This is a genomic window from Gryllotalpicola daejeonensis, from assembly GCF_039538145.1.
Classification (GTDB): Bacteria; Actinomycetota; Actinomycetes; order Actinomycetales; family Microbacteriaceae; genus Gryllotalpicola; species Gryllotalpicola daejeonensis.
The window spans coordinates 1,055,530-1,080,237 of record NZ_BAABBV010000001.1 but is presented as its reverse complement, the minus strand read 5'-3'; the positions used below and the strand labels follow the sequence as shown (position 1 = coordinate 1,080,237).

21 protein-coding genes are annotated in these 24,708 nt (G+C 68.3%); 10 read left to right on the top strand and 11 right to left on the bottom strand.

The genetic code is table 11. From position 1 onward, the window contains the following. Positions 1-18 precede the first annotated feature (18 nt). The 11 genes from ABD736_RS05375 to ABD736_RS05325 form a co-directional block, all read right to left on the bottom strand. Positions 19-1,254: an alpha-hydroxy acid oxidase gene (locus tag ABD736_RS05375; protein WP_344790712.1), complete on the bottom strand. Its 1,236-nt coding sequence runs from the start codon at positions 1,252-1,254 to the stop codon at positions 19-21. Further along, the gene (locus ABD736_RS05370; RefSeq protein ID WP_344790711.1) at positions 1,247-2,710 is read right to left on the bottom strand and encodes a rhamnulokinase; all 1,464 of its coding nucleotides are present in this window, start codon (positions 2,708-2,710) and stop codon (positions 1,247-1,249) included. The genes ABD736_RS05375 and ABD736_RS05370 overlap by 8 nt, the downstream gene beginning before the upstream one ends. Further along, a complete protein-coding gene (locus ABD736_RS05365) occupies positions 2,707-4,755 on the bottom strand; it encodes a bifunctional aldolase/short-chain dehydrogenase (protein ID WP_344790710.1) in 2,049 nt (682 codons plus the stop codon). Before ABD736_RS05365 ends, ABD736_RS05370 begins: the two co-directional genes overlap by 4 nt. A 1-nt stretch (position 4,756) precedes the next feature. Further along, positions 4,757-5,926 carry an L-rhamnose isomerase gene (gene rhaI / locus ABD736_RS05360; RefSeq protein WP_344790709.1) on the bottom strand — a complete coding sequence of 390 codons (1,170 nt, stop codon included), beginning with the start codon at positions 5,924-5,926 and terminating at the stop codon, positions 4,757-4,759. Next, positions 5,923-6,285 carry an L-rhamnose mutarotase gene (locus ABD736_RS05355; protein WP_344790708.1) on the bottom strand — a complete coding sequence of 121 codons (363 nt, stop codon included), beginning with the start codon at positions 6,283-6,285 and terminating at the stop codon, positions 5,923-5,925. Before ABD736_RS05355 ends, rhaI begins: the two co-directional genes overlap by 4 nt. After that, positions 6,282-7,613, bottom strand: a complete 1,332-nt coding sequence (locus tag ABD736_RS05350; RefSeq protein WP_344790706.1) for an MFS transporter — start codon at positions 7,611-7,613, stop codon at positions 6,282-6,284. The genes ABD736_RS05355 and ABD736_RS05350 overlap by 4 nt, the downstream gene beginning before the upstream one ends. A gap of 90 nt (positions 7,614-7,703) precedes the next feature. Further along, the gene (locus tag ABD736_RS05345; RefSeq protein ID WP_344790705.1) at positions 7,704-9,956 is read right to left on the bottom strand and encodes an alpha-L-rhamnosidase; all 2,253 of its coding nucleotides are present in this window, start codon (positions 9,954-9,956) and stop codon (positions 7,704-7,706) included. 41 nt (positions 9,957-9,997) lie between these two features. Continuing rightward, the gene (locus ABD736_RS05340) at positions 9,998-10,831 is read right to left on the bottom strand and encodes a carbohydrate ABC transporter permease (RefSeq protein WP_344790704.1); all 834 of its coding nucleotides are present in this window, start codon (positions 10,829-10,831) and stop codon (positions 9,998-10,000) included. Then, positions 10,828-11,775 (bottom strand): carbohydrate ABC transporter permease, encoded by a 948-nt coding sequence (locus tag ABD736_RS05335; RefSeq protein WP_344790703.1) that lies wholly within the window; start codon positions 11,773-11,775, stop codon positions 10,828-10,830. The genes ABD736_RS05340 and ABD736_RS05335 overlap by 4 nt, the downstream gene beginning before the upstream one ends. A gap of 42 nt (positions 11,776-11,817) precedes the next feature. Continuing rightward, positions 11,818-13,146: an ABC transporter substrate-binding protein gene (locus ABD736_RS05330; RefSeq protein WP_344790702.1), complete on the bottom strand. Its 1,329-nt coding sequence runs from the start codon at positions 13,144-13,146 to the stop codon at positions 11,818-11,820. A gap of 114 nt (positions 13,147-13,260) precedes the next feature. Next, complete coding sequence (locus ABD736_RS05325) at positions 13,261-14,274, bottom strand: LacI family DNA-binding transcriptional regulator (RefSeq protein ID WP_344790701.1); 1,014 nt, start codon at positions 14,272-14,274, stop codon at positions 13,261-13,263. Between the two features lie 128 nt (positions 14,275-14,402). Here ABD736_RS05325 and ABD736_RS05320 point away from each other — a divergent pair, with 128 nt between their 5' ends. The 10 genes from ABD736_RS05320 to ABD736_RS05275 all read left to right on the top strand — a co-directional run bounded on the left by ABD736_RS05320 (position 14,403) and on the right by ABD736_RS05275 (position 24,701). Then, positions 14,403-15,410, top strand: a complete 1,008-nt coding sequence (locus ABD736_RS05320) for a LacI family DNA-binding transcriptional regulator (protein WP_344790700.1) — start codon at positions 14,403-14,405, stop codon at positions 15,408-15,410. Positions 15,411-15,554: 144 nt separating this feature from the next. Next, positions 15,555-16,724, top strand: coding sequence for an endo-1,4-beta-xylanase (locus ABD736_RS05315; protein WP_344790699.1), 1,170 nt, complete (start codon positions 15,555-15,557; stop codon positions 16,722-16,724). A 44-nt stretch (positions 16,725-16,768) separates the two neighbouring features. Next, positions 16,769-17,257 (top strand): Lrp/AsnC family transcriptional regulator, encoded by a 489-nt coding sequence (locus ABD736_RS05310; RefSeq protein WP_344790698.1) that lies wholly within the window; start codon positions 16,769-16,771, stop codon positions 17,255-17,257. A gap of 94 nt (positions 17,258-17,351) precedes the next feature. Further along, positions 17,352-18,434, top strand: a complete 1,083-nt coding sequence (locus ABD736_RS05305; protein ID WP_344790697.1) for a thiamine pyrophosphate-dependent enzyme — start codon at positions 17,352-17,354, stop codon at positions 18,432-18,434. Further along, entirely contained in the window at positions 18,431-19,483 is a 1,053-nt protein-coding gene (locus ABD736_RS05300; protein ID WP_425554989.1) for an alpha-ketoacid dehydrogenase subunit beta, read from the top strand. Before ABD736_RS05305 ends, ABD736_RS05300 begins: the two co-directional genes overlap by 4 nt. A gap of 6 nt (positions 19,484-19,489) precedes the next feature. Then, positions 19,490-20,788, top strand: coding sequence for a dihydrolipoamide acetyltransferase family protein (locus tag ABD736_RS05295; protein ID WP_344790696.1), 1,299 nt, complete (start codon positions 19,490-19,492; stop codon positions 20,786-20,788). 8 nt (positions 20,789-20,796) lie between these two features. Beyond that, complete coding sequence (locus ABD736_RS05290; protein WP_344790695.1) at positions 20,797-21,936, top strand: acyl-CoA dehydrogenase family protein; 1,140 nt, start codon at positions 20,797-20,799, stop codon at positions 21,934-21,936. Then, positions 21,933-22,967 (top strand): enoyl-CoA hydratase/isomerase family protein, encoded by a 1,035-nt coding sequence (locus ABD736_RS05285; RefSeq protein ID WP_344790694.1) that lies wholly within the window; start codon positions 21,933-21,935, stop codon positions 22,965-22,967. Before ABD736_RS05290 ends, ABD736_RS05285 begins: the two co-directional genes overlap by 4 nt. A 31-nt stretch (positions 22,968-22,998) precedes the next feature. Then, on the top strand, positions 22,999-23,913 hold the full coding sequence (mmsB, locus tag ABD736_RS05280) for a 3-hydroxyisobutyrate dehydrogenase (RefSeq protein ID WP_344790693.1): 915 nt from the start codon (positions 22,999-23,001) through the stop codon (positions 23,911-23,913). Continuing rightward, the gene (locus ABD736_RS05275; protein ID WP_344790692.1) at positions 23,910-24,701 is read left to right on the top strand and encodes an enoyl-CoA hydratase; all 792 of its coding nucleotides are present in this window, start codon (positions 23,910-23,912) and stop codon (positions 24,699-24,701) included. Before mmsB ends, ABD736_RS05275 begins: the two co-directional genes overlap by 4 nt. Positions 24,702-24,708: the final 7 nt, after the last annotated feature.

The following is a 24,708-nucleotide window of genomic DNA, read 5'->3' as shown; positions in this document are numbered from 1 at the left end:
GAAAGCGGTTTCTCCCTCCTACAGCTCGCGAGGCTCGAGCCTTCGCAGCTGCGTCACGTGCGCGGGCGTCAGCTCCTCGAGCGATGAGACCTGCAGCAGCTTCATCGTGCGGATGAGCTGATCAGACAGGATCTCGATCGCCCGGTCGACCCCTGCGCGCCCGCCGGCCATGAGCCCGTAGAGGTAGGCGCGGCCGATGAGCGTGAACCGCGCCCCCAGCGCGATCGACGCGATGATGTCGGCGCCGTTCATGATGCCGGTGTCGACGACGATCTCGACGTCGCGGCCGACTTCGCGCACCACCTGGGGCAGCAGATGGAACGGGATGGGCGCGCGGTCGAGCTGTCGCCCGCCGTGGTTCGAGAGCACGATGCCGTCGACGCCGAGGGAGGCCAGCTTCTTGGCATCCTCAATGTTCTGCACGCCCTTGATCGCGATCTTGCCCGGCCACATGGCGCGGATCTCGCGCAGGTCGTCCCAGTCGATGGACGGGTCCATGGCGGCGTCCAGCAGTTCGCCGACCGTGCCGCCCGTCGACGTCAGCGACGCGAATTCGAGCTTGGGGGTGGTCAGGAAGTCCCACCACCACCACGGCCGCGGAATCGCGTTCACCACGGTGCGCGGCGTCAGCTGCGGAGGAATGGAGAATCCGTTGCGCTTGTCGCGCAACCGCGCGCCCGCGACGGGCGTGTCGACCGTGAAGAACAGGGTGTCGAAGCCGGCCGCCGCCGCGCGCTCGACAAGCCCGTACGACACGGAGCGGTCGCGCATCACATAGAGCTGGAACCAGTTGCGGCCGTTGGGATTCGCCGCCCGCACGCCCTCGATCGACGTGGTCCCGAGCGTCGACAGTGTGAACGGGATCCCCGCCGCCCCCGCGGCGCCCGCCCCGGCGATCTCGCCCTCCGTCTGCATCAGGCGGGTGAACCCGGTGGGTGCGATGCCGAACGGCAGCGCCGACGGGCCGCCGAAGATCGTGGTCGACGGGTCGGCGTGCGACACGTCGCGCAGGATCGACGGGTGGAACTCCACGTCCTCGAACGCCTGCCGTGCGCGGGCCAGCGACAGCTCGCCCTCTGCCGCGCCGTCGGTGTAGTCGAAGGCGGCCGCGGGCGTGCGCCGCTTCGCGACCTCGCGCAGGTCATAGATCGTCAGCGCCTTCTCGAGCCTGCGCTTGCGTCCGTTCAACTCGGGGCGCTTGAACTTCATCAGCTCGAAGATCTCGGCGGGTTTGGGAATCTGGCGCTCAACCATTGCGCACCGTCTCTCTCGTCGTTCTCGGAGTGTATGTCTCAGGCGCCTGCGTCGCCGCGACCAGCGCGCGCAGCGACTCGAGCGATCCGGAAAGTGCCCCGGCTGCTCGCGCCTGCACCAGCAGGTTGCCGATCGCGGTCGCCTCGACAGGCCCGGCGATCACCGGCAGCTCGGCACGGTCCGCCGTCGCCTGGCACAGCAGCCGGTTCTGCGCACCGCCGCCGACCATGTGAATGGCAGACACTCGCTTGCCGGACAGCGTGGACGCCGCTCGCACCGTCTCGGCGAAGGCCTGCGCGAGGCTCTCGATGATCGAGCGCACCAGCTCGGCGCGGGAGGCCGGCACCGGCATCCCGCGCTCTGAAAACCAGGCCGAGATGCGCGCAGGCATGTCCCCCGGGGCCAAGAATCGCGGGTCGTCCACGTCGAAGACGGGCATGGATGCCTGCACCTCGGCGGCCTGCGCGAGCAGCTCCTCCAAAGCGCTCGACTGCTGCGCAGCGCTGGCACCGGGGCCGAGCCAGGTGCGGATCGACTCCGACAGCAGCCACAGCCCCATCACGTTGTGCAGGAACCGCACGCGGCCATCGACGCCGCCTTCATTGGTGAAGGATGCCTCACGGGCGGCGTCCGTCAGCACTGGCTCCTCGAGCTCGACCCCGACCAGGCCCCACGTGCCGCACGAGATGTACGCGAAGTCATCGGTCGTCGCGGGCACCGCCACGACTGCGCTCGCGGTGTCGTGCGAGCCGACCGCGACGAGCGGCATGGTGGCGCCTACCGCCTCGCCCGCCGCACCGCTGAGCGCACCGAGCGAAGCGCCTGGGTCGATGAGCTCGGGCAGCAGCCGGCGCGCCCCGACGGCGTCGGCCACCACCGGGTCCCACTCGCGTGTGCGTGCCTCGAGCAACCCGGTCGTCGACGCGTTGGTGCGCTCGGCCGCGACGACCCCGGTGAGCTCGAACGCCAATAGATCGGGAATCAGCAGCAGGGCGTCGGCCTCATCGAGTGATGGCTCGGCGGCCAGTTGATACACGGTGTTGAACGGCAGGAACTGCAGGCCGTTGCGCGCGAACAGGGCGGCATGGTCGAACGTGCGATGCAGCTCGCTCGGGCCGAGCAGCCCACGGTGCTCGTCTCTGTAGTGGTACGGCAGCCCAAGCATCCGCCCTTCACGCATCAATGCGTAGTCGACGGCCCACGAGTCGATGCCCACCGACGCGATGTCGGCCCTCTGGCGCACAGCTGCGGCGAGGCCCGCGAGCACGCTGCGGTACAGCCCAAGCACGTCCCAGTGCAGCCCGTCGCGCAAGGTCACGGGCTCGTTCGGGAACCGCGCGACGTGCCGCAGCTCGAGCTCGCTGGGGCCGATGCGCCCGAGGATCACCCGGCCGCTCGTCGCCCCGAGGTCGACGGCGGCGAACTCGCGCGCACCGCCGCTGGCGCGCCCGCTCACCGCAGGAACGCCGCGGCCACGCCCGCATCGACGGGCACGTGCAGCCCCGTGGTGTGGTCGAGGTCGGCGGTGCACAGCACGAAGACGGCGTTCGCGACGTGCTCGGGCAGCACCTCGCGCTTCAGCAGCGTGCGCTGGGCGTAGTACTCGCCGAGCTTCTCCTCCGGCACTCCGTAGACCGCGGCGCGTTTGGCGCCCCAGCCGCCGGCGAAGATGCCCGAGCCGCGCACGACGCCGTCGGGGTTGATGCCGTTGACCTTCACGCCGTACTCGCCGAGCTCGGCCGCGAGCAGCCGCACCTGGTGCGCCTGGTCGGCCTTCGTCGCCGAGTAGGCGATGTTGTTCGGCCCCGCGAACACGGAGTTCTTCGACGAGATGTAGATGATGTCGCCGCCGAGCTTCTGGTCGATCAGCACGCGTGCGGCCGCGCGCGAGACCAGGAAGGAGCCCTTCGCCATCACGTTGTGCTGCAGGTCCCAGTCGGCGACGGTCGTCTCAAGCAGCGACTTCGACAGCGACAGTCCCGCGTTGTTCACGACGATGTCGAGGCCGCCGAAGGCGAGCAGCGCGGCATCCACTGATCTCTGCACTTGGATCTCGTCCGTGACGTCCACCTGCACACCCACCGCGACGTCCGTCGAGCCGATCTCGGCGGCGGCCGCCTGCGCCTTGGAAAGGTCGAGGTCGGCGATCACGACGCACGCGCCCTCGGCGGCGAGCCGCTTCGCGGTCGCCTTGCCGATGCCGCTGGCGGCCCCCGTGACGAGCGCGATGCGTGCCGCGAGCGGCTTGGGCTTGGGCCGGCGCTGAAGCTTCGCCTCCTCCAGCGCCCAGTACTCGATGCGGAACTTCTCCGACTCGTCGATGGGGGAGTAGGTCGACAGTGCTTCCGCGCCGCGCATCACGTTGATCGCGTTGACGTAGAACTCGCCCGCCACCCGCGCCGTCTGCTTGTCCGCGCCGTACGAGAACATGCCGACGCCCGGCACCAGGATGATCGCCGGGTCCGCGCCGCGCATCGCCGGCGGCTCCTCGCCGCGGGCGCGGGCGGCCTCAGCGCCGCGCTCGTAGTACGCCGTGTAGTCGGCGCGATACGCCTCGTGCAGCTCAGTCAGCCGGGCCACGATCTCGTCGACGGATGCCTCAGCCGGCAGATCCACCACGAGGGGCTTCACCTTCGTGCGCAGGAAGTGGTCGGGGCAGCTCGTGCCGAGCGCCGCGAGCGCCGGGTGCTTCTCTGAGCCAAGGAACTCGAGCACGGCATCCGTGTCGGTGAAGTGCCCGACCTGCGGCTTGTCGTGCGAGGCGATCGCGCGCAGGTGCGGGGCGAGCGCTGCCGCCTTCTCACGGCGAGCGGATGCCTCAAGCGGCGCGTACCCGTCGAGGGCGGCGCCGAACGGCTCGGCCTTCCCGTGCTCTTCGATGTAGCTCTCTGCGGTCTTGATGATCCACAGCGAGTTCGCCTCGGCCTCGTCGCTCGTGTCGCCCCATGCAGTGATGCCGTGGCCGCCGAGAACGGCGCCGATCAGCTCGGGGTTCTCCCGCTTGATCGCGGCGATGTCGAGGCCGAGCTGGAAGCCCGGGCGCCGCCACGGCACCCAGGCGACCCGGCCGCCGAAGATCTCGGCGGTGAGGCGCTCGCCGTCGGCGGCGGTCGCGATCGCGATGCCCGAGTCGGGGTGCAGGTGGTCGACGTGCGCCGCCTCGACCAGGCCGTGCATGGCGGTGTCGATCGACGGCGCCGCCCCGCCCTTGCCGTGCAGCGTGTAGTCGAAGGCCGCGACCATCTCGTCCTCGCGCTCGACGCCGGGGTAGACGTTGACGAGCGCGTGCAGCCGGTCGAGGCGCAGCACCGCCAGGCCCGCCTTCGTCAGCGTGCCGAGGTCACCGCCTGAGCCCTTGACCCACAGCAGCTCGACCGGCTCGCCCGTCACGGGGTCGATCTCGGTGCCCTTGGCCGAGGTGTTGCCACCTGCGTAGTTGGTGTTGCGCGGGTCGGCGCCGAGGCGGTTCGACCGCGCGATCAGTTCGTCAGCAGTACTCATCTCACGCACCCCAGCCTGCCTGCGTGCCACCCACGCGCTCGGCCTCGATCTTCTCCTGATAGCCCGACGCGGCATAGGCCGACATCGGGTCCGCGGGCAGCCCGCGCGACGCGCGCCACTCGGCCAGGGCCGGGCGCACATCGGTATAGAAGGCGTCCATCAGAATGCCGTTGGCACCCAGTACCTCACCCGCTTGCTGAGCCGCGGCCAAGGCATCCGTGTCGACGAGCAGCGCGCGCGCCGTCATCTCCTGCACATTCAGCACCGAGCGGATCTGACCCGGGATCTTCTTCTCGATGTTGTGGCACTGGTCGAGCATGAACGCGACGCCCGAGTCAGCGCCGTAGCCGCCGCCGCGCACGACCTCGAAGATGATGCGGAAGAGCTGGAACGGGTCGGCCGCCCCGACGATCAGGTCGTCGTCGGCGTAGAAGCGCGAGTTGAAGTCGAAGCTGCCGAGCTTCCCGAGGCGCAGCAGCTGCATCACGATGAACTCGATGTTCGTGCCAGGCGCGTGGTGGCCGGTGTCGAGGCAGACGACCGCGCGCTCGCCGAGGGCGCTGACCTGAGCGAAGGACGTGCCCCAATCCGGCACATCGGTGTGATAGAACGCGGGCTCAAAGAACTTGTACTCGAGCACCAGGCGCTGGTGCTCGCCGATGCGCTCATAGATGGTGGCGAGGGATTCCGCCAGCCGATCCTGCCGGCCCCGAAGATCGTCCTGGCCCGGGTAGTTCGTGCCGTCGGCGAGCCAGATCTTGAGGTCGCGCGAGCCGGTCTCGTTCATGACGTCGATGCACCGGAAGTGGTGGTCGATCGCCTTCTGGCGCACCGCCGCATCGCTGTGCGCCAAGCTGCCGAGCTTGTACGCGTCGTCCTGGAAGGTGTTCGAGTTGATCGTGCCGAGGGCGACACCGTTGTCCTCGGCGTGCTTCGCGAGGTCGCTGTACGAGTCGACGAGATCCCACGGGATGTGCAGCGCGACGGTCGGCGCCAGCCCCGTGACCTTGTGCACCTGGGCGGCGTCGCTGACCTTCTCGAACGGGTCGCGCGGCACGCCGGCCTGCCCGAACACCTTGAATCTGGTGCCGGAGTTGCCGAACGCCCAGCTCGGCAACTCGATCGCCTGCTGCGCGAGCAGGTCGGCGATCTCGGTGAACGCCCTGGTCATGAGGTGGCTCCTTCCGCAGCGCTCAGCTGCCGGTCGAGGTTGAAGATCTCGGTCAGTTCGGTCGCTGCCTGATCGGCGCGCCCGTCGAGATCGGCGAAGAACTGCTGCATGTCGGCTTCCCAGCGCGCGGCGACGGGCGAGGCGGCGAGATAGCGATCGGATGCCTCGCGCGTGGTGCCCTCGGCGAGCTCGTAGTACCCGACGAGCAGCCCGTCATCGCCGAGGAAGATCGAGTAGTTGCGGCGCCCGCTGGCTTCGATCTCGCGCAGCATCTCAGGCCACACGGCTGCGTGGCGCTCGCGGTACTCCGCGAGCTGCTCGGGGCGCACGCGCAGTTGGAAGCAGACGCGCTCGGTCACCGGCCGGCCTCTTTCGCAATGCGCAGGTAGGCGGTGTCGGTCTCGAGATACTCGCCGTAGCGCTCCTGCTCGATCTCGCGCAGGCTCTTGCCCCGCGTGTCCGGCGCCCACATCGTGCCGACAATGAACGAGACCGCGAGGAGCGCGATGATCAGGATGCCGAGCTTCGAGAGCCCGACCGTCGCGAGCAGTGTCGGGAACCAGAGGCTCAGGAAGCCCACCATGAGGCGGGCCGCGGTGAAGAGCACCCCCTGTGCTCCGGCGCGATACGGCGTCGCGAACAGTTCGCTCGTCCACAGTCCGTAGAAGGCTTGCGCGCCGATGCCGGCCGACGTTCCCCAGACAATGGCGAAGAAAATCAGCACGCCGAAGCTCGGGTGGCTGAAGACGAGCACCACCCAGGCGACGATCGCGAGCACCGACCCGATCGCGAAGAGCAGCCGGCGAGACATCCGATCGCCCAAGAGCATGAAGCCGAGCCAGGTGAACAGCGACGTGCAGAACCAGACGATGACCTGGATGAAATCCTGCTCGATCGGCGACGTGAAGCCGCTGGCCTCATAGACGCGGGGCATGAAGATGCCCGCCTGGCCGGCGACGGTGTTCCAGAACGCGTAAACGCCGAAGAGGAACAGCAGGGCGGTGATGTTCACGCGGCGGGTGAAGAGCGCCTTGAGACTGAAGCCGATGGTGATCGACTTCTTGTTCGTCTCGCGTTGCTCGGCCCAGATGCCGGATTCGGGCAGCCCGCGCCTCACGAGCCAGGTCACGAGCGCCACGACGAAGAGCCACGCGAAGATCAGGCGCGCTCCGAGCAGACCCAGCGGCGCGACCGCCATTGCGAGCGCGAAGCCGACCAGGGGCCCGAGCGACCAGGCGAGCTGCGCGGTGCCGACGTGGGCGGCCCGGCGATCGTCGGGTGCGACCTCGGCGATGTAGGTCCAGGCGGCGGGGACACCCGCTCCGACAGCGATGCCCGCGAGCAGGAAGCCGAGGAAGAGCAGCTCGGTGTTGCCCGCGAAGATCACGAAAAGCATGCCGAGCATGTAGAGCAGCAGGTCGTAGGTGTAGATGAACTTGCGGCCGAACCGGTCGGCGAGCGGGCCGCCCAGAATGGCGCCGATCGCCGCGCCGAACGCGTTCGGGCTGAAGGCGGCGAGCACGCCGGCCGCTCCGTTGCCGAAGTGGAAGGCGGTCTGCCAGAAGCCGAGGCTGGTGGCGATGGCGATGATCGAGCCGGCTTCGATGTAGTTCGACATCGCGACGGAGATCGTCGAGCGCCAGTGGTGGGCGTCGTGCGCCGGGGTGAAGGTTTCAGTGCGCGTCATTGCGTCTTCTTTCCGTGAGGGAATGAATCGTTTCAGACGATAGCAGAGGCGGCGATGAATCGTTTCACTCGGTGGCCGGCACGCGATCGCTCAGGCCGGGAAGGGCGCTGACGCCGACACTCGGCCGCCGCTAAGTTCCTGGTCCCCGCGGCCAGCCATCCGAAGCACGCCGCCGACGCCCTCAGGCAGTTCGGCGTCGACCGTCAGCGCACCGTTCTCGATGGCCCACCGCACGGTGACGCGGCCGTGCCGGGTCTCGAGAGACGTCTCGGCCTCGGTGAGGCCGCCACCGGGCTGTGGGGCGATGAGTACGGAGGAGTACCCGGGCTCGAGGGGGGCGATCCCGCCGACGACGCGGTGCATCCAGTCGGCGACGGCGCCGAGCGCGTAGTGGTTGAACGAGGTCATCTGGCCGGGGTTGATCGTGCCGTCGGGCAGCATCGAATCCCAGCGCTCCCACACGGTCGTGGCTCCCATGGTGACGGGATACAGCCACGACGGGCACTCGCGCTCGAGCAGCAGCCGATAGGCGGCGTCGAGGTTGCCGGTCTTGGTGAGCGCGTCGGTGATGAACGGCGTTCCGGCGAAGCCGGTCGAGACGCGGTAGTGCGCCGCCGCCACCAGCTCGGCGAGTCGAGACCCTGCGGCCGATTCGTCTTTCGCATCGAGCAGGCCGAATACGATCGCCAGGGCGTACACGGTCGTGCAGTCGCTTTTCACGACGCCATCGGACACATACGCGTCGTTGAAGGCGGCGCGCAGTTCGGCGGCGAATTCCTCGAACTCGCGCTGGGCTTCCGCCTTGCCCAGGACGGCTGCGGCTTCGGCAACGATCGCCGCTGAGCGGAAGGCGCAGGCGGTAGCGACCACAGCCGGGTCGGCCTTGGCGCGCGCCGGGTTCTCTGGCGGGGCATCGGGGTCGAGCCAGTCACCGAACTGGAAGCTGTTCTCCCACACGCCGGTGGGGGAGAGCAGTGACTTGACGTGGTGCAGGTGCGCGGACATCGACTCGAACTGCCGCTCGAGCACGTCGCGATCGCCGTAGGCCTGAAAGAGCGTCCACGGCACCCAGACCGCTGCGTCGCTCCAGATCGCCGTCGAATCGACCTCGCCGAACTCGGTCACACGGCCGGTGTACTTGAGGACGTCGGGGATGACGTATCCAACGATCCCATCGTGATGCTGCTGCTCGAGCGCGAGGTCGGCGAGCCAGTCGCCCAGGAAAGCATCGACATCGAAGAGGAAGGCGGCCGTCGGGGCGAACGCCGCGATGTCACCGGTCCAGCCCAGGCGCTCGTCGCGCTGCGGGCAGTCGGTCGGCACGTCGACGAAGTTGCCGCGCATGCCCCACACGACGTTCTCATGGAACCGGTTGAGCAGGGGATCAGAGGTGCGGAATTTCCCGATGCGGGTCAGATCCGAGCTGATGGCGACCGCGGTGAAGTCCGCGGGGTCCAGTTCGCCCGGCCAGCCGGACACCTCGACATAGCGGAACCCGTGGAAAGTGAAGGTGGGCTCGAACTCGTCATCGCCGCCGCTCAAGATATAGCGATCGGTCGCCTTCGCCGTGCGTAGCGGGCGCGTGCCCAGCTCGCCGTGCTCGAGCACTTCCGCGTGCCGCAGCACCACTTCGGTACCCGCGGGCCCGTTGGCCCGCACCCTGACCCACCCGACCACGTTCTGCCCGAAGTCGAGCAGCTGCTTGCCGGAGGGTGACGTGATGACTTCCATGACCGGCAGCGTGGTCCACCGGCCCACGCGCGGTCCGGTGTACGGCACCAGCGTGGCGGTGTCGAAGTCAACGGTGTGAACACCGACCCAGTGCTCGCTTCGGAACCCGGGCCGAAGCCAGGCATCGTCTCGAAGGCGGGCGTCGATCGTCTGCCCGTCGTAGAGGTCGTTCGCCAGGACCGCGCTCGGCCCAGCGGTCCAGTTCTCGTCGGTTCCGATGATCTGCGTGCTGCCGTCCTCGAATTCCACCTGGAGCTGGGCGAAGCCCCCGAGCTCGTCGCCGTAGAAGTTGCCTCGGCCGCTCCACCCGAGTCGCCCGGCGAACCAACCCTTGCCGAGGGCGAGGCCGAGCACGTTCGTCGGTTCGAGCAGCTCGGTGACGTCGTAGCTCGCGTAGCGCAGCCGCCACTCGTAGCTGCTCCACCCAGGCGTCAAGACGTCCGCCGAGACCTGGCGTCCGTTGAGCCATGCCTCTACCACGCCGTGAGCGGTCAGCAACAGGGTCGCTCGCGCGACCGCTCCGTGTCCCTCCTCAAGCGTGAACTCGCCGCGGAGCAGCGGCGCACCGTCGAAGGCAGAATCGGCCGCGATCATTCGGGCATTCCAGGTCATGTCGTAGGTCTCCGGTTTCGTGTCGTGATGAGTCGTCAGGGTCAGCCCTTGATCGCGCCGCTGGTCATGCCGGCGACGATCTGGCGGTTGAAGAAGATGAATGCCACCAGCGGCGGGATCGTGATGAGCAGAATGTCCATGAAGAGCAAGTTGTAATAGCTCAGGTTCTGGCCCGCGAAGGTGTACAAGGTGGTTTGCACTGTGGCGTTGTCGGTGCCCGGCAGGAAGTAGAGCGGCCCGGCGAAGTCGTTGAAGACAAAGACCGACTGCACCACGATCACGGTCACGATGACCGGCCGAAGCAGGGGAAGAATGACCTGGAAGAACAGGCGCACCCGACCCGCACCGTCGATGATCGCGGCTTCGTCGAGCTCCGTCGGCACCGTGTTGAAGAAGGCGCGGAACAGCAGGATGCAGATGGACAGCCCGAAGGTGGTCTCGATCAGGATCATGCCCGGCATCGTCTTGAACAGCCCGAGCGCCTGAAGCACCCAGATCGTCGGAACAACGGCCGGCGGCACGATGAGTCCCGCCATTACGAAGAAGTTGACGGTCGGGCCCCACTTGCTGCGCTTGCGCGCCAGCACGTAGCCGGCCATTGCAGCCACAATTGCCATGAGCGCGACTGAGGCCACGGTCAGAACGGCCGAGTTGATGAAGGCGCGCCAGATCAGGCCGTCGCCGCTTTGTAGCACCGCGACGAGATTCTGGAAGAACTGCCACGAGCGAGGCAGTGAGAATTTCAGATCGGATGCCTCGGCCGGAGTCTTCGCCGCCTGGAGGACGACGAAGGCGAACGGCACGAGGAAGACGACGACGGAGACGAGGATCGCCGCAGAGCCGACGATCCATGCTCGGACGCGACGCGCGGTCACAGCTCCACCTGCTTTCGGTTTAGCGCGAACGACAGCGGCACCATGATCGCCGTCACCACGACGAACAGCACAACGTTGCCCGCCGTCGACAGACCGTAGAAGCCGGCCTGGTACTGCTTGTAGATCACCGAGGCGATGACGTCGCTGGTGAAGCCGGGCCCTCCGCCGGTCGTTGCCCAGATGATGTCGAACGAGCGCAGGCCGCCAATGAGCGACAGGATGATCACCGTCGCGGTCGCGCCGCGCGAGAGCGGAATGGTGATGTCTCGCACGATCCGGAATCCGCTGGCGCCGTCCATCCGCGCGGCTTCGAAGTACTCGCTCGGAATAGCGACCATGCCGGCCATGAAGATAAGGGTCGCGATTCCGACGCCCTTCCAGATGTCGACCGCGGCGATCGAATAGAGGGCGAGATTCGGGTCGGTGAACCAGCCGGGCTGAGGCAGGCCGAAGAAGCCGAGAACCCCGTTGACCATGCCGTGGAACGGGTCGAGCAGTGACTTCCAGAGGATGCCGACGCCGATGGTCGACAACAGCACGGGGAAGAACACGACGGCTCGCAGGTAGCCCCGCCCGATCACGGGTGACGTGAGCAGCAGCGCGAGCAGGAATCCGATGACCACCTTCGCGCCCGACGTGAGGACGCCGTAGATGAGGGTGTGGATGAAGCTCGTGTACAGCTGCGGGTCGTGGAAGAACTGCACGTAGTTCGCGATGCCGATGAACTGAGCGTCGAAGAGCGACCACCTGGTCAGCGAGAAGTAGAACGACGCGAGCGTCGGCACTGCGAAGAAGACGACGTACAGGGCGATCGCTGGAATGAAGAACCAGCTCGGATAGGGCGAGCGGATTCGTCGCCTGCCTGGAGGCTCGGAAGATGCGAGTTGCGCCGGTGCGGCGACGTCACTCGCCTGGGCGGAAGTCGCCGGAGTTGCCGTCGACAATGTCTGCTCCTCTACGGGTTTCGATCACAGGTGCGGGTCGGCCTACCAACCCTTGACGCCGAGCTGTTGCGCCTGCGCCTTGACGTCCTGGTCGTAGAGCGCGGCACCCTGCTTCGCAGTGGAGATGCCCGAGCCGACCTGGATCAGGATCTTCTCGAGGTTCGGGCCCTTGATCGGCGACAGGAACTCGAGCGCGAGGCCGGTCTGGTTGTCCTCCTGGTACTTGAGCTCGTCTTTCACCAGGGCGGGCGCGTTGTCGGGAACCGTGCAGGCACTCGTTGCGAACGGACCGGCGGGCGTGCCTGCGTCGGCCTGTATCTTGCACCCCGTCGGCGAGTTGATGAACGCGACGAACTTTTTGGCGGCAGCGAGCTTGTCGCCTGTCGTCGACTTGGGGATGTAGGCGCCGTTGGCCTCCCATACGGTGGCGTGCGGCGTGCCGGAGTCACTCGGCAGCGCGAAGTAACCGATGTCGTTGACCTGGTCGGGGTTGCTCTGAACGACGTTGGCGATGACCGACGTGATCATCGGGTACTGGGCGGCCTTGCCGGTGGCGAGGAGTTTCAGCGCGTTGACGTTGGTCAGCGAGGCGTAGTCCTTATTGACCAGACCTTTGTCGAAGACTTCCTGCGTGTGCGTGAACCCTTCGAGCGCGGGCTCCTTGGCGTACTTCGCATTCGACTTGTTGTCGGTGTAGTCATCGGCCCAGTTCTTGTCCTGGGCAGCGACGTTGGCGAAGTCGGCGAGCACGAACAGCTGGCTCGTCCAGGTGTCGCCATAGGACGCCAGGATCGGTGTGATGCCGGCGGCCTTGATCTTCTCGCTGTTGCTGATGAAGTCGTCCCACGTCTGCGGCACCGAGAGCCCGAGCTGCGCGTAGACCTTCTTGTTGTACATGACGCCGCCGTCGAAGGTGGTTCCCTGCGGCGCCCCGTAAAGGCCCTTATCGGTGCTGACGGTCTTCTTGAAGTCGGCGGTGAGGTCCTTCGCCCATGACTCGTCAGTCAACGGCTGAAGCTGCGTGTCAGGATGCAGCGCTTGGAACAACGAGCCGGAGTTGTAGAAGAAGACGTCGTTCATCGACTGGGTGGAGAGGCGCGTCTTGATCAGGTTGTCGCCATCCGTGCCGCCGGGGCGGGTTTCCATTTTGACCGTCACCGAGGGATTCGCTTTGTGGAATGCCGTCGCCAGGTCGTTGGCGAGCTTCGATGAGGCCGCGTCGTTGCCGCCGGCGAGGACGGAGATCGACGTCTTGCCAGAGCCGCTGGATGCGCTGGAGCCCGAACCGGAGCAGCCGGCGAGGGCGGTGCCGATCACGGCTAGGCCTCCGAGGGTGGCGAGCAGGCGCGTCGCCGCCTTAGGTGAAATCATGCGATACCTCCTTGTATCCGCGTCACTCCGCGCGTCCGATGAGCGCTGAGTTAAATCGATTTGATTCAACCTAGGAAGAGGTCACTGAGGCTGTCAAGAAGGATTTGTAACGATTTAAGTCGCGGTGCCGGGAACCGTGCTCTCGCGCACGATCAGTCGCGGCTCGAGCACCACGAGCGAGCGCTCGCCGCCGGTCGCGTCGCCGTGGATCTGCGAGTGCAGCAGCCTGAGCGACTGGGCTGCGAAGTCATCTATGGGCCGCGCCACGGAAGTCAGGGGGACCACCGCTTCTGCAGCGAACTCGATGTCGTCGATCCCGACGATTGCGACGTCTTCCGGCACGCGGACGCGATGGGAGAGAACGTTGAGCAGGCCAATGCCGACGGGGTCGTTGACGGCGACGATTCCGTCGGGTATGCGATCTGGGGTCAGAGCGGCCAGCCGCTGTGCCGCCACGCGGCCACTCGCGACGCTGCGCGTCTCAAGATCGACGACCTCGAGGCTCGAGTCTGGCACGCCGGCGAGCACGTCTCTTACTCCCTGAAGACGGCGGGCAATGATCTCGACTCCGTCACGGTTTCCGACGAACGCGATCTTCCGACGGCCGAGATTCACCAAGTGCTCGGCCGCGAGTCGGCCAGTGAGTCGGTCGTCGTAAGCCACTGCGGGGGCTGCGCCGTCGAGGTTGTCTGTCAGTACGACGGGTACACCATGTCCCTTGAGCACGTCCACCGTCTCGCCTACACCGCCGGTGGGTGTCAGTAGCACACCGTCGACGCGCTGACGCACGAACGTCTCGATGAGCGTGCGCTGCAACTCATGGTCGCCTTCACTGCTGACGTTGAGAACGGTGTATCCGAGGGCGCGCGCTTCCCGATCGAACGCGCGCACGAACTCGGCCGAGTACGGGTTCGCCACCTCGAAGGCGAGGTGCCCGATCAGCTTCGTCTCACGGCGACGAAGAGCCCGGGCGGCATCATTGGGCACATAGCCCAGGTCGTCGATCGCGGCTCGGATCCGCTCAGCGGTGAGCTCTGCCACCCGCGAAGGGTTGTGGAAGAAGTTCGAAACGGTGCCCGGCGACACGCCCGCGCGCGCCGCGACATCCGTCAAGCGAACAAAGCTCACGCGCCCCATCGTGCCACGCGCGTGAGCCGTGTCCGTGTGGCGCGCGCGAGCGACGCCGCGGGCGCCGCGGCAGGGTTGATTCGATTCAAAAGCTGCGCGCTACGCTGAGGGACACGAGGGGGCACGCCATGGCATCGGTCAACGTCAAGGACGTCGCGAGACTCGCCGGCGTATCCATCGGCACCGTCTCCAATGTGCTGAATCACCCGACGAAGGTATCCGCCGAGACCGCAGTGCGCGTGCACGACGCCATCGACAAGCTCGGCTTCGTGCGCAACGACGCCGCCCGCCAGCTGCGCGCCGGGTCGAGCCGGGCGCTCGGCCTCGTGATCCTCGACGCGCGCAACCCGTTCTTCACCGAGCTCTCGCGCGGCGCCGAGGACGAGGCGGCCCGTGCCGGGCTCTCGGTCATCATCGGCAACAGCGACGAGGCGAGCGAGCGTGAGGCGGCCTACCTCGACCTGTTCGAGCAGCAGCGCCTGCGCGGCCTGCTGATCTCGCCGGTCGGCGACGTCGGGCCGCGCCTGCGACGGCTGCGCGAGCGCGGCATCCGCTCAGTCCTCGTCGACCGCTACTCGCAGGACACGAGCTTCAGCTCGGTGTCGGTCGACGACGTCGCAGGGGGAGCGATGGCCGTGCGCCACCTGATCGAGACCGGGCGGCGGCGCATTGCATTCGTCGGCGGCTCGCTCGCGATCAGGCAGGTCAGTGATCGTCTCGCAGGTGCGCGCGCGGCTGTGGCAGAGCGGGCGGATGCCACTCTCGAGTCCATTGAGGTGAGTGCCCTCACCGTCCACGAGGGCGTCGCGGCCGCACGCCGCCTCATCGACCGCCCGCGCGGGAAGCGCCCGGACGCCGTGTTCGCCGCGAACGACCTGCTCGCGATCGGGCTGCTGCAGGCGTTCGCAGCCTCTGGCGAGGTCTCTGTTCCGGGGGATATCGCACTCATCGGCTACGACGACATCGACTTCGCGAGCGCGTCGGTAGTGCCGCTCAGCTCGGTGCGGCAGCCGGCGGCGCTCATCGGTGAGACGGCGGTGAGGCTGATGCTCGCCGAGGCGGAGGACCCGACCGCGAAGCCGCAGGCCGTCGAGTATCAGCCCGAGCTCGTCATCCGCGCGTCGAGCGCCGGGTGAGGCATCCCGCGCCCCTGTGCGGCGCCTGTGCCTCGAATATGTTGCTTGACCCCCGTAATGGGGACACCTAATCTGGCCACGCAATGTGTCTCATGCAACGTCGCATGAGCACCAAGACAACGGCGTACTTGGAGGTCGGTTCGAATGGAACGACGCAGCGTTCTCGCACTGGGAGCAGCAGGAGCGGCAGCGATGGTGGCCGGCGGTGTCGCAGGCGCGGCTCCGGCCCTCGCCGACACGGCGCGCGGCCACAAGCCGGTCGCGAGCGGCGACTCGCAGTCGCTGCGCGCACTCGGCGCGGCGATCGATCTCGCCATCGGCAGCGCGCTCACCCCGCAGGACATCACCGACTTCGCGACGATCTCCGGCGGCCAGTTCTCGGTCGTCACGGGCGCGAACGCGATGAAGTGGCAGACCGTCGAGCCGACGCAGGGCACGTATGACTGGACGGATGCCGACCAGCTGCTCGCCTTCGCGAAGGCGAACCACCAGCTCGTGCGCGGCCACACCCTGCTCTGGCACAATCAGCTGCCCTCGTGGCTGACCGCCGGCGTCGCAGACGGTTCGATCACGAAGTCGAAGCTGTGGTCGCTGCTCGAGAAGCACATCTTCACCGAGGTCGGTCGCTTCAAGGGCAAGATCTGGCAGTGGGATGTCGCCAACGAGTTCTTCACCGACGCGAACCCCTCGGGCATCAACCCGAATGACTGGTGGGTCCAGCAGCTCGGCGAATCCGTCATCCCGCAGGCGTTCAAGTGGGCGCACGAGGCCGACCCGCATGCGCTGCTCTTCTACAACGACTACAACATCACCGGCGAGGACGGCACGAACGCGAAGAGCGACGCGGTCTACGCCTGGGCGACGAAGCAGCGGGATGCCGGCGTGCCGATCCACGGCATCGGGTCGCAGGCCCACCTCGACACGCAGTACGGCTTCGACCCGCAGCGGTTCCAGCAGGACCTCGAGCGATATGCCAAGGCCGGCTTCAAGGTCGCCATCACCGAGGCCGACGTGCGCACCTTCGTCGACGCACCCGAGACCCAGGTGCCGACCGACAACCTCGCCCTGTTCGCGCAGCCGTTCGAGTACTCGGCGATGCTGCAGGCGGCGATCTCGGTGCCGGCGGTGATCTCGTTCACCGTCTGGGGCTGGACCGACGTCAACTCGTGGGTGCCCGGCACGTTCAAGGGCGAGGGCTACGCCTGCCTCTACGACGTCAACCAGCAGCCGAAGCAGGCGTACTTCACGCTGCAGAAGGACCTCGAGCTGGCGGCCCACGGGGCGCCTCGTCGGGCACCGCTGCCGCGCGCGTGAGATTCTGCGCCGGCCGGCTCCGTCCCGTGCTCTAGCCTGACTGCGTGGCACTGGACAGAGTCGACCGGCGCATCATCGCCGAGCTGAGCGCAGACGCGCGGCTCAGTGTGCGGGCTCTCGCCGAACGCATCCACCTCTCCCGGAACGCGACGCACACACGCATCCTTCATCTCATCGAATCGGGCGCGATCGAGGGCTTCCGCGCCCGTGTCGACCGCAAGGCGATCGGCCTGCACGTGATGGCGGTGATCACCGCGAAGCTCGCCGCGGGCGCGTCCGTGGCCGAGGTGATGGCGGCGCTGCAGGCGTTGCCGCACGTGGAATCCGTGCTTGCGGTCTCGGGCGACATCGACCTGTTCGTGACCGTGAACGCGCCCGATCACGATGTGCTCAGCGAGGTCATCCTTCAAGAGATCCGGCAGGTTCCGGGCATCGCGTCGACGCGCTCGTACGTCGTTCTCGACTCCCGCGAGGGCACGCCGCCGGGGCTCGCCGCCGCAGGACAGAATGCTCATCTGACCGCAGTCGACTGAGCAGATCGGCGGCCTGCCGCCCCACCGTGGGCCGAGTGCACCGCTCTGTCGCAGCCTGCCGCTCGGCGTCCCCTGGTGGGCGCAAGATGTGGTCATGACAACGGCAATGGGGCCGATTCAGCTCATCGACGAGCACGGCGCACGCGCGGGCGATGAGGCTGCGGCCGGGTTCGAGATGCCGAGCGCTGAGGTCCTGCTCGGCATCTATCGCCAGATGACGCTCGCGCGCCGATTCGACATCCAGGTCACGAAGCTCACGCGCCAGGGGCGCCTCGCCACGTACGCGCCGGGGCTCGGGCAAGAGGCGTGCGAGATCGCGCCCATCGCGGCGCTCCAGCCCCAGGACTGGTTCTTCCCCTCTCACCGCGATGCGATCGGGATGCTTGCCCGCGGCGTTCCCCCGCAGGGGGTGCTCGCCTTCTTCCGTGGCGACTGGCATTCCGACTTCGACCCGAAGCAGTACCGCGTCGCGCCGCTCTCCGTGCCGCTCGCGAGCCACCTGCTGCACGCCGTCGGCCTCGCGCACGCGGCACGCCTCAAGGGCGACCCGGTGGTCGCGCTCACCTTCCTCGGCGACGGCGCGAGCAGCGCGGGCGATGCGCACGAGGCCTTCAACTTTGCGAGCACCTGGCAGGCGCCGACGGTGTTCGTGCTGCAGAACAACCAGTACGCGATCAGCGTGCCGCTGTCGCGGCAGACGCACGCGCGCTCGTTCGCGGATCGCGCGGTCGGCTACGACATGCCGGGCCATCTCGTCGACGGGAACGACCCGGCCGCCGTGTACGCCGTGGTCGCGCACGCCGTCGAGCGCGCTCGCGCAGGCGGCGGGCCGTCGCTGATCGAGGGCGTCACGTATCGCATCGAGGCGCACACCAACTCCGACGATCCGACGCGCTACCGCTCGTCGGACGAGGTCGAGGCGTGGCGAGCGCGCGATCCGATCGCGCGGCTCGAGACCTATCTGCGCGGCGCGGGTGTGCTCGACGACGAGTTCGCGCAGCACGTCGCCGGCGAGGCGGAGGAGCTCGCGTCGAGCACGCGCGACCTCATGAACGCCGAACCGCAGCTCGACCCGCTCGAGCTGTTCGACCACGTCTATGCCGCCGAGCGCCCGGCGCTCATCGAGCAGCGGGCCGCGCTCGAGCGCGAGCTCGCCGAAGCAGGAGGACAGCGATGACGATGCTCGAAGAGAACCTCGTTCCGAGCCCCACCCCGGGCACGGTCACCGAGCGGCCGCCGCAGCAGCCGGCGGGCACGAAGGCCCTCACCATGGCCGCCGCGCTCAACGCCGCACTGCGCGATGCGCTCACCGAAGACCCGGACGTGGTCGTGTTCGGCGAGGACATCGGCGCGCTGGGCGGCGTCTTCCGCGTCACCGACGGCCTGGCCGCCGAGTTCGGCGACGGCAGGGTGTGGGATTGCCCGGCCGCCGAGTCCGGCATCGTCGGCACCGCGATCGGCATGGCCGAATACGGCATGCGCCCGGTCGTCGAGATGCAGTTCGACGCCTTCGCGTACCCGGCGTTCCAGCAGATCGCCTCGCACCTCGCGAAGATGGGTTCGCGCACCAAGGGGCGCATGCGACTTCCTGTCGTCGTGCGCATTCCCTACGCCGGCGGCATCGGCGGGGTCGAGCACCACTCCGACTCGTCAGAGGCGTACTGGACGGCGACCCCGGGGCTCACCGTCGTCACCCCGTCGAACCCGAGCGACGCGTACTCGATGCTGCGCGAGGCGATCGCCTCAGACGACCCCGTCATCTTCCTCGAGCCGAAGAGCCGCTACTGGGCGAGCGAGAGCGTCGAGCTGCCCGTGCACACGCTGCCGATGACGAAAGCGCGCGTGGTGCGCACGGGTGAGGACGTGACGCTGATTGCGTACGGCTCGGGCGTCAAGGTGGCTCTCGAAGCGGCAGAGGCCGGCGCCGCGGAAGATCTGTCGGTGGAGGTCGTCGACCTGCGCAGTCTCTCGCCGTTCGACGACGAAACCGTGTGCGCCTCGGTGCGCAAGACCGGCCGCGCGGCGGTGATCCACGAGGCGGCGGGGTTCGGGAGCTTCGGAGCCGAGGTCGCGGCACGCGTGACCGAACGCGAGTTCTTCTCGCTCGAGGCACCGATCCTGCGCATCACCGGCTTCGACATCCCCTTCCCCGCGGCCAAGCTCGAGCAGTACAACCTGCCGAGCGCCGAGCGCGTGCTCGCGGCCCTCGACACGTGGGTGTGGTGAACGCGGATGCCTGAGCAGTTCCTCCTTCCCGACCTGGGTGAGGGCCTCACCGAGGCCGAGGTGACCAACTGGCTGGTGCAGCCCGGCGAGACAGTGGCGATCGACCAGCCCGTCGTCGAGGTCGAATCGGCGAAGTCGATCGTCGAGCTGCCGTGTCCGTTCGCGGGCACGGTGGGCGAGCTGTGCGCGCACGTCGGCGACGTCGTGCACGCGGGCCAGCCGCTGCTGCGCATGGCTGAGCACGAAGTGATCGAGGATGCCGAAGCCCCGGCTTCCTCGGGCGCGGTGCTCGTCGGCTACGGAGTCTCGGAGCCCGCCCCCGTACGCCAGCGCACCCGCGGCGCCCGCTTCGGTCGCGGCCGAGCCACGGCCTCGGCTCCAGCCGCGGTTGCCCCCGGCGCGGCCGCCGCGTCGACACTGATCGACCCCACCCGTCGCTCCCGCGTGGTCTCGCCGATCGTGCGCCGCATCGCACAGGAGGCGGGGTTCGACGCCGCCCACCTCGTCGGTTCGGGCCCCGACGGGCTCGTCGTCAAGAGCGACGTCGAGGCGGCGATCGCGGCCATGAAGCCGCAGCAGCAGGCATCCGCGCCCGCCTCAGCATCCGCGCAATCGCAGGGCGACCCCGACGTGCGCATCCCGATCACGGGCATCCGCGAGATCATCGGCACTCGGCTCACGCGCTCGCGGCAGACGATTCCAGAGGCGACGATCTGGCTCGACGTCGATGCGACGCCGTTGATCGAGGCCAAGAAGCGCCTCGAGGTGGCGACGGGCGACCACTACAGCCTCACGGCGGTGCTGGCGCGCTTCACGGTCGCGGCGCTCAAGAAGTTCCCGGCGCTCAATTCATCGGTCGACGAGGACGCGCACGTGATCGTGCAGCACTCCGCGATCAACCTCGGCATCGCTGCGCAGACGCCGCGCGGGCTGCTCGTGCCAGTGGTCCACGGCGCCCACGAGCTGTCGACCGCCGAGTTGCGCGACCGCGTCGCCGAGCTCACCGAGCACGCGAAGAAGGGCGACTTCCCGCCCGCGCAGCTCACCGGCAGCACCTTCACCCTCGACAACTACGGCGGCTTCGGTATCGACGGCGGCGCCCCGATCATCAACCCGCCCGAGGTGGCGATCCTCGGCGTCGGCCGGCTGGTCGACCGGCCGTGGGTCGTCGACGGCGAGCTGGCGGTGCGGAAGGTGATGACGCTGACGCTCGTCTTCGACCACCGGGTGTGCGACGGCGACGTCGCGTCCGGGTTCCTCACGAGGGTTGCCGCCTGCATCGAAGAGCCGCTGCTGGCACTATGAGAGTGCCGATGGACACTCTCAACGATGAGCAGCGCGCGATCGTGGCGGCCGTGCGCGACTTTGCGCAAGCCGAACTCGCCCCGAACGCACTCGAATGGGACCGAACCGGGTTCTTCCCGGTCGACGCACTGCGTCGCAGCGGCGACCTCGGCCTCGGCGGCATCTACGTGCGCGATGAGTACGGCTCGGCGCTGACCCGCCTCGACGCGGCGCTGATCTTCGAGGAGCTCGCGAAGGCCGACCCGTGCATCGCCGCGTACATGTCGATTCAGAACATGGTCGCGTGGATGATCGACCGCTTCGGGAGCGACGAGCTGCGCGCCCGCTGGCTTCCCGGCTTGTGCAGTTTCGAGCAGCGCGCGAGCTACTGCCTCACCGAGGCCGAGGCGGGGTCGGATGCCGCAGCGCTGCGCACCCGCGCGGAGATCGTCGGCGACGAGTTCGTCATCACGGGTGAGAAGCAGTTCATCTCTGGAGCGGGCAGCTCTGACGTCTACGTCGTGATGGCGCGCACCGGCGGGCCGGGGCCGAAGGGCATCAGCGCGATCGTGGTGCCGGCCGCCGCCGACGGTCTGAGCTTCGGCGCGAACGAGAAGAAGATGGGCTGGCGCGCGCAGCCGACCCGGCGCGTGATGTTCGACGGGGTGCGCGTGCCGCGCGCGAACGTGCTCGGCGCCGAGGGCCAGGGCTTCGCGATCGCGATGGCCGGTCTCAACGGCGGCCGAGTCAATATCGGCGCGTGCTCGCTCGGGGGCGCGCAGTGGGCGTTCGAAAAGGCCGCCGCCTATGTGAACGAGCGCCGCGCGTTCGGTGCCCCGCTCGCTGCGCAGCAGGCGCTCGTGTTCAAACTGGCCGACCTGAAGACCGAGCTCGTGGCGGCCCGCGGGCTGCTGCATCGCGCCGCAAGCGCGCTGGAAGCGGGTGACTCCGATGCCGTGGAGCTCTGCGCGATGGCGAAGCGCTTCGCGACGGATGCCGGCTTCGAGGTCGCAAACCAGGCGCTGCAGCTGCACGGCGGCTACGGCTATCTGAACGACTTCGGGCTCGAGAAGATCGTGCGCGACCTGCGCGTGCATCAGATCCTCGAGGGCACGAACGAGATCATGCGGCTCATCGTCGGGCGCGCGATCGTGGGGGAGCGCCGGTGAGCGCGGAAGCGGCAGCTCAGGCCGAGCGCGACGTCGAGTTCGCGCGCCGCGGCCATCTCGCTGAGATCGCTCTCAACCGGCCGCGTGCGATCAACGCACTCACGCACGGCATGGTGAGCGCGATCCATGCCGCGCTTGAGCAATGGGCCGACGACGACACGGTGCAGACCGTGGTGCTCACGGGTCGCGGCGACCGTGGCTTGTGCGCCGGCGGCGACATCGTGGGGCTCTACTACGACATGGTCGACGGTGACGGCAGCGCCTCCGAGGCGTTCTGGCGCGACGAGTACCGCCTCAACCTCTACATCGCGAACTACCCGAAGCCGTTCGTCGCCGTGATGGACGGCGTGACGCTCGGCGGCGGCGTCGGGCTGTCCGCGCACGCCGCCATTCGCGTCGTGACCGAGCGCTCGAAGGTCGGCATGCCCGAGACCTCGATCGGCTACATCCCCGACGTCGGTGGCACGTGGCTGCTCGCGCACGCGCCGGGCGAGCTCGGCACTTACCTTGGCCTCACCGCGAGCACGATAGGCGCCGCGGACGCGATCCTGGCGGGCTTCGCCGACCACTATGTGCCGAGCGAGCGGCTTTCCGCACTGATCGAAGATCTCGAGACGGGGGATGCCGATGCCGCGGTCACCCGCCATGCCGAGACGCCCCCGCCCGGCACCCTCGGGGCCGCCCGCGAGTGGATCGACCCGGCATTCTCGGCCCCCACGGTCGCCGAGGTCGTGGGCCGCTTACGCGCCGACGGTCGCAGCGAGGCGGCCGCCACCGCCGACCTCATCGAGGCGAAGTCGCCGACGGCGGTCTCGGTGACGCTCGAGGCGCTGCGGCGCGCGGCCCAGCTGCCAGACCTCGCGGCGGCGCTGGAACAGGAGCTCAGGGTGTCGGTGCACGCCCTCACCTCGCACGACTTCCGCGAAGGCATCCGCGCCCAGGTCATCGACAAGGATCGACAGCCGCACTGGCAACCGGCAACGCTCGCCGAGGTCGACCCGTCGTCTGTCGCCACCTACTTCGCGGGCTGAGCTCGAGTGTCGCGACGGAGAAGAGGGATCAATGGAGATCGCATTCATCGGCCTTGGCCACATGGGCGCCCCGATGGCCGCCAATCTCGTGAAGGCCGGTCACCGGGTCGTCGGATTCGACCTCGCCCCGGCCGCGAACGAGGCCGCGCTCGCCGCGGGGGTCGAGATCGCCGAATCCGGTGCCGCGGCGGCCCGATCGGCGGACGTCGTGATCACCATGCTGCAGCAGGGGCGGCAGGTCATCGCCGCGTACGAGGGTGGCGACGGCGCATCCGGACTGCTCGAAAGCGCCCGCCCGGGCGCGCTGTTCATCGATTCGTCGACCATCTCGGTGGCCGACGCGCGCGTCGCGCACGAGCTCGCAGCGCGGGCCGGATTCCACGCGCTCGACGCGCCGGTCTCCGGTGGCGTCGTGGGCGCCGAGGCCGGCACGCTCGCCTTCATGGTCGGCGGCTCCGCCGAGGACTTCGCCGCGGCCGAGCCGGTGTTCGGGGCGATGGGCGCGCGCATCGTGCACTGCGGCGGACCGGGGCTCGGCCAGGCGGCGAAGATCTGCAACAACCTCATGCTCGGCATCTCGATGATCGGCGTCAGCGAGGCGTTCGTGCTGGGGGAGCGGCTGGGCCTCACCGACCAGGCGCTGTACGACGTGGCATCCAACGCGTCCGGTCAGTGCTGGTCGCTGACGACCAACTGCCCCGTGCCCGGCCCGGTGCCCAGCAGCCCCGCGAACCACGGCTACCGACCGGGGTTCGCCGCAGCGCTTATGGCCAAGGACCTCGGTCTCGCCGAGGACGCGATCGGCGACACTGGCGCGCATGCGGAACTCGGGCGCCTCGCCGCGGAGATCTTTCGTCGGTTCTCTACAGAGGGCGGTGCCGAGTCGGATTTCTCGGCGATCATCGAAGACATCCGTGCGCGAAGCGAGACGAAGGCGACTGCATGAGCGACAGTGTTGAGAGCGACTACGAGACGATCCTGGTCAGGCGTGAGGAGCGCGTCGGCGTCATCACCCTCAATCGGCCCGAGGCGCTGAACGCGCTGAACACCACGGTGGCGCGCGAGCTGGTGGCCGCTGCCGAGGAGTTCGATCGCGACGAAAGCATCGGCGCCATCGTCATCACCGGCTCAGAGCGGGCGTTCGCCGCCGGCGCCGACATCGCCGAGATGGCCGGCATCAGCTTCCGCGAGGCGCACCTGGGCGATTTCGTCGGCGGCTGGGCGGCGCTCGCCCGGCTGCGCACCCCGCGCATCGCGGCGGTCAGCGGATATGCCCTTGGCGGTGGCTGCGAACTCGCGATGATGTGCGACCTCATCATCGCCGCAGACACCGCGAAGTTCGGCCAGCCCGAGATCAACCTCGGCGTCATCCCCGGCATGGGCGGAACCCAGCGGCTCACGCGGGCGATCGGCAAGGCGAAGGCGATGGACCTGATCCTGACCGGCCGCATGATGGGCGCGGAGGAAGCCGAGCGCGCAGGGCTCGTCTCGCGGGTCGTGCCCGCCGCCGCGCTGCTCGACGAGGCGCTGAAGACCGCTGCCGTGATCGCGAGCAAGTCGCTGCCGTCGGTGTATGCCGCGAAGGAGGCGGTGGATGTCGCCTTCGAGACCGTGCTCGCCGAAGGGCTGCGCTTCGAGAAGCGCGCGTTCTACAGCATGTTCGCCCTGGGCGACCAGAAAGAGGGCATGGCGGCGTTCCTCGAGAAGCGCAAGCCCGACTTCGGCAACGACTGAGCGTCAA

Excerpts from the sequence above, each read along its gene's own strand:
- ABD736_RS05375 (WP_344790712.1), bottom strand. The coding sequence starts at position 1,254 with ATGGTTGAGCGCCAGATTCCCAAACCCGCCGAGATCTTCGAGCTGATG.
- ABD736_RS05365 (WP_344790710.1), bottom strand. The coding sequence starts at position 4,755 with ATGAGTACTGCTGACGAACTGATCGCGCGGTCGAACCGCCTCGGCGCC.
- rhaI (WP_344790709.1), bottom strand. The coding sequence starts at position 5,926 with ATGACCAGGGCGTTCACCGAGATCGCCGACCTGCTCGCGCAGCAGGCG.
- ABD736_RS05350 (WP_344790706.1), bottom strand. The coding sequence starts at position 7,613 with ATGACGCGCACTGAAACCTTCACCCCGGCGCACGACGCCCACCACTGG.
- ABD736_RS05345 (WP_344790705.1), bottom strand. The coding sequence starts at position 9,956 with ATGACCTGGAATGCCCGAATGATCGCGGCCGATTCTGCCTTCGACGGT.
- ABD736_RS05330 (WP_344790702.1), bottom strand. The coding sequence starts at position 13,146 with ATGATTTCACCTAAGGCGGCGACGCGCCTGCTCGCCACCCTCGGAGGC.
- ABD736_RS05320 (WP_344790700.1), top strand. The coding sequence starts at position 14,403 with ATGGCATCGGTCAACGTCAAGGACGTCGCGAGACTCGCCGGCGTATCC.
- ABD736_RS05315 (WP_344790699.1), top strand. The coding sequence starts at position 15,555 with ATGGAACGACGCAGCGTTCTCGCACTGGGAGCAGCAGGAGCGGCAGCG.
- ABD736_RS05305 (WP_344790697.1), top strand. The coding sequence starts at position 17,352 with ATGACAACGGCAATGGGGCCGATTCAGCTCATCGACGAGCACGGCGCA.
- ABD736_RS05300 (WP_425554989.1), top strand. The coding sequence starts at position 18,431 with ATGACGATGCTCGAAGAGAACCTCGTTCCGAGCCCCACCCCGGGCACG.
- ABD736_RS05295 (WP_344790696.1), top strand. The coding sequence starts at position 19,490 with ATGCCTGAGCAGTTCCTCCTTCCCGACCTGGGTGAGGGCCTCACCGAG.
- ABD736_RS05290 (WP_344790695.1), top strand. The coding sequence starts at position 20,797 with ATGGACACTCTCAACGATGAGCAGCGCGCGATCGTGGCGGCCGTGCGC.
- mmsB (WP_344790693.1), top strand. The coding sequence starts at position 22,999 with ATGGAGATCGCATTCATCGGCCTTGGCCACATGGGCGCCCCGATGGCC.
- ABD736_RS05275 (WP_344790692.1), top strand. The coding sequence starts at position 23,910 with ATGAGCGACAGTGTTGAGAGCGACTACGAGACGATCCTGGTCAGGCGT.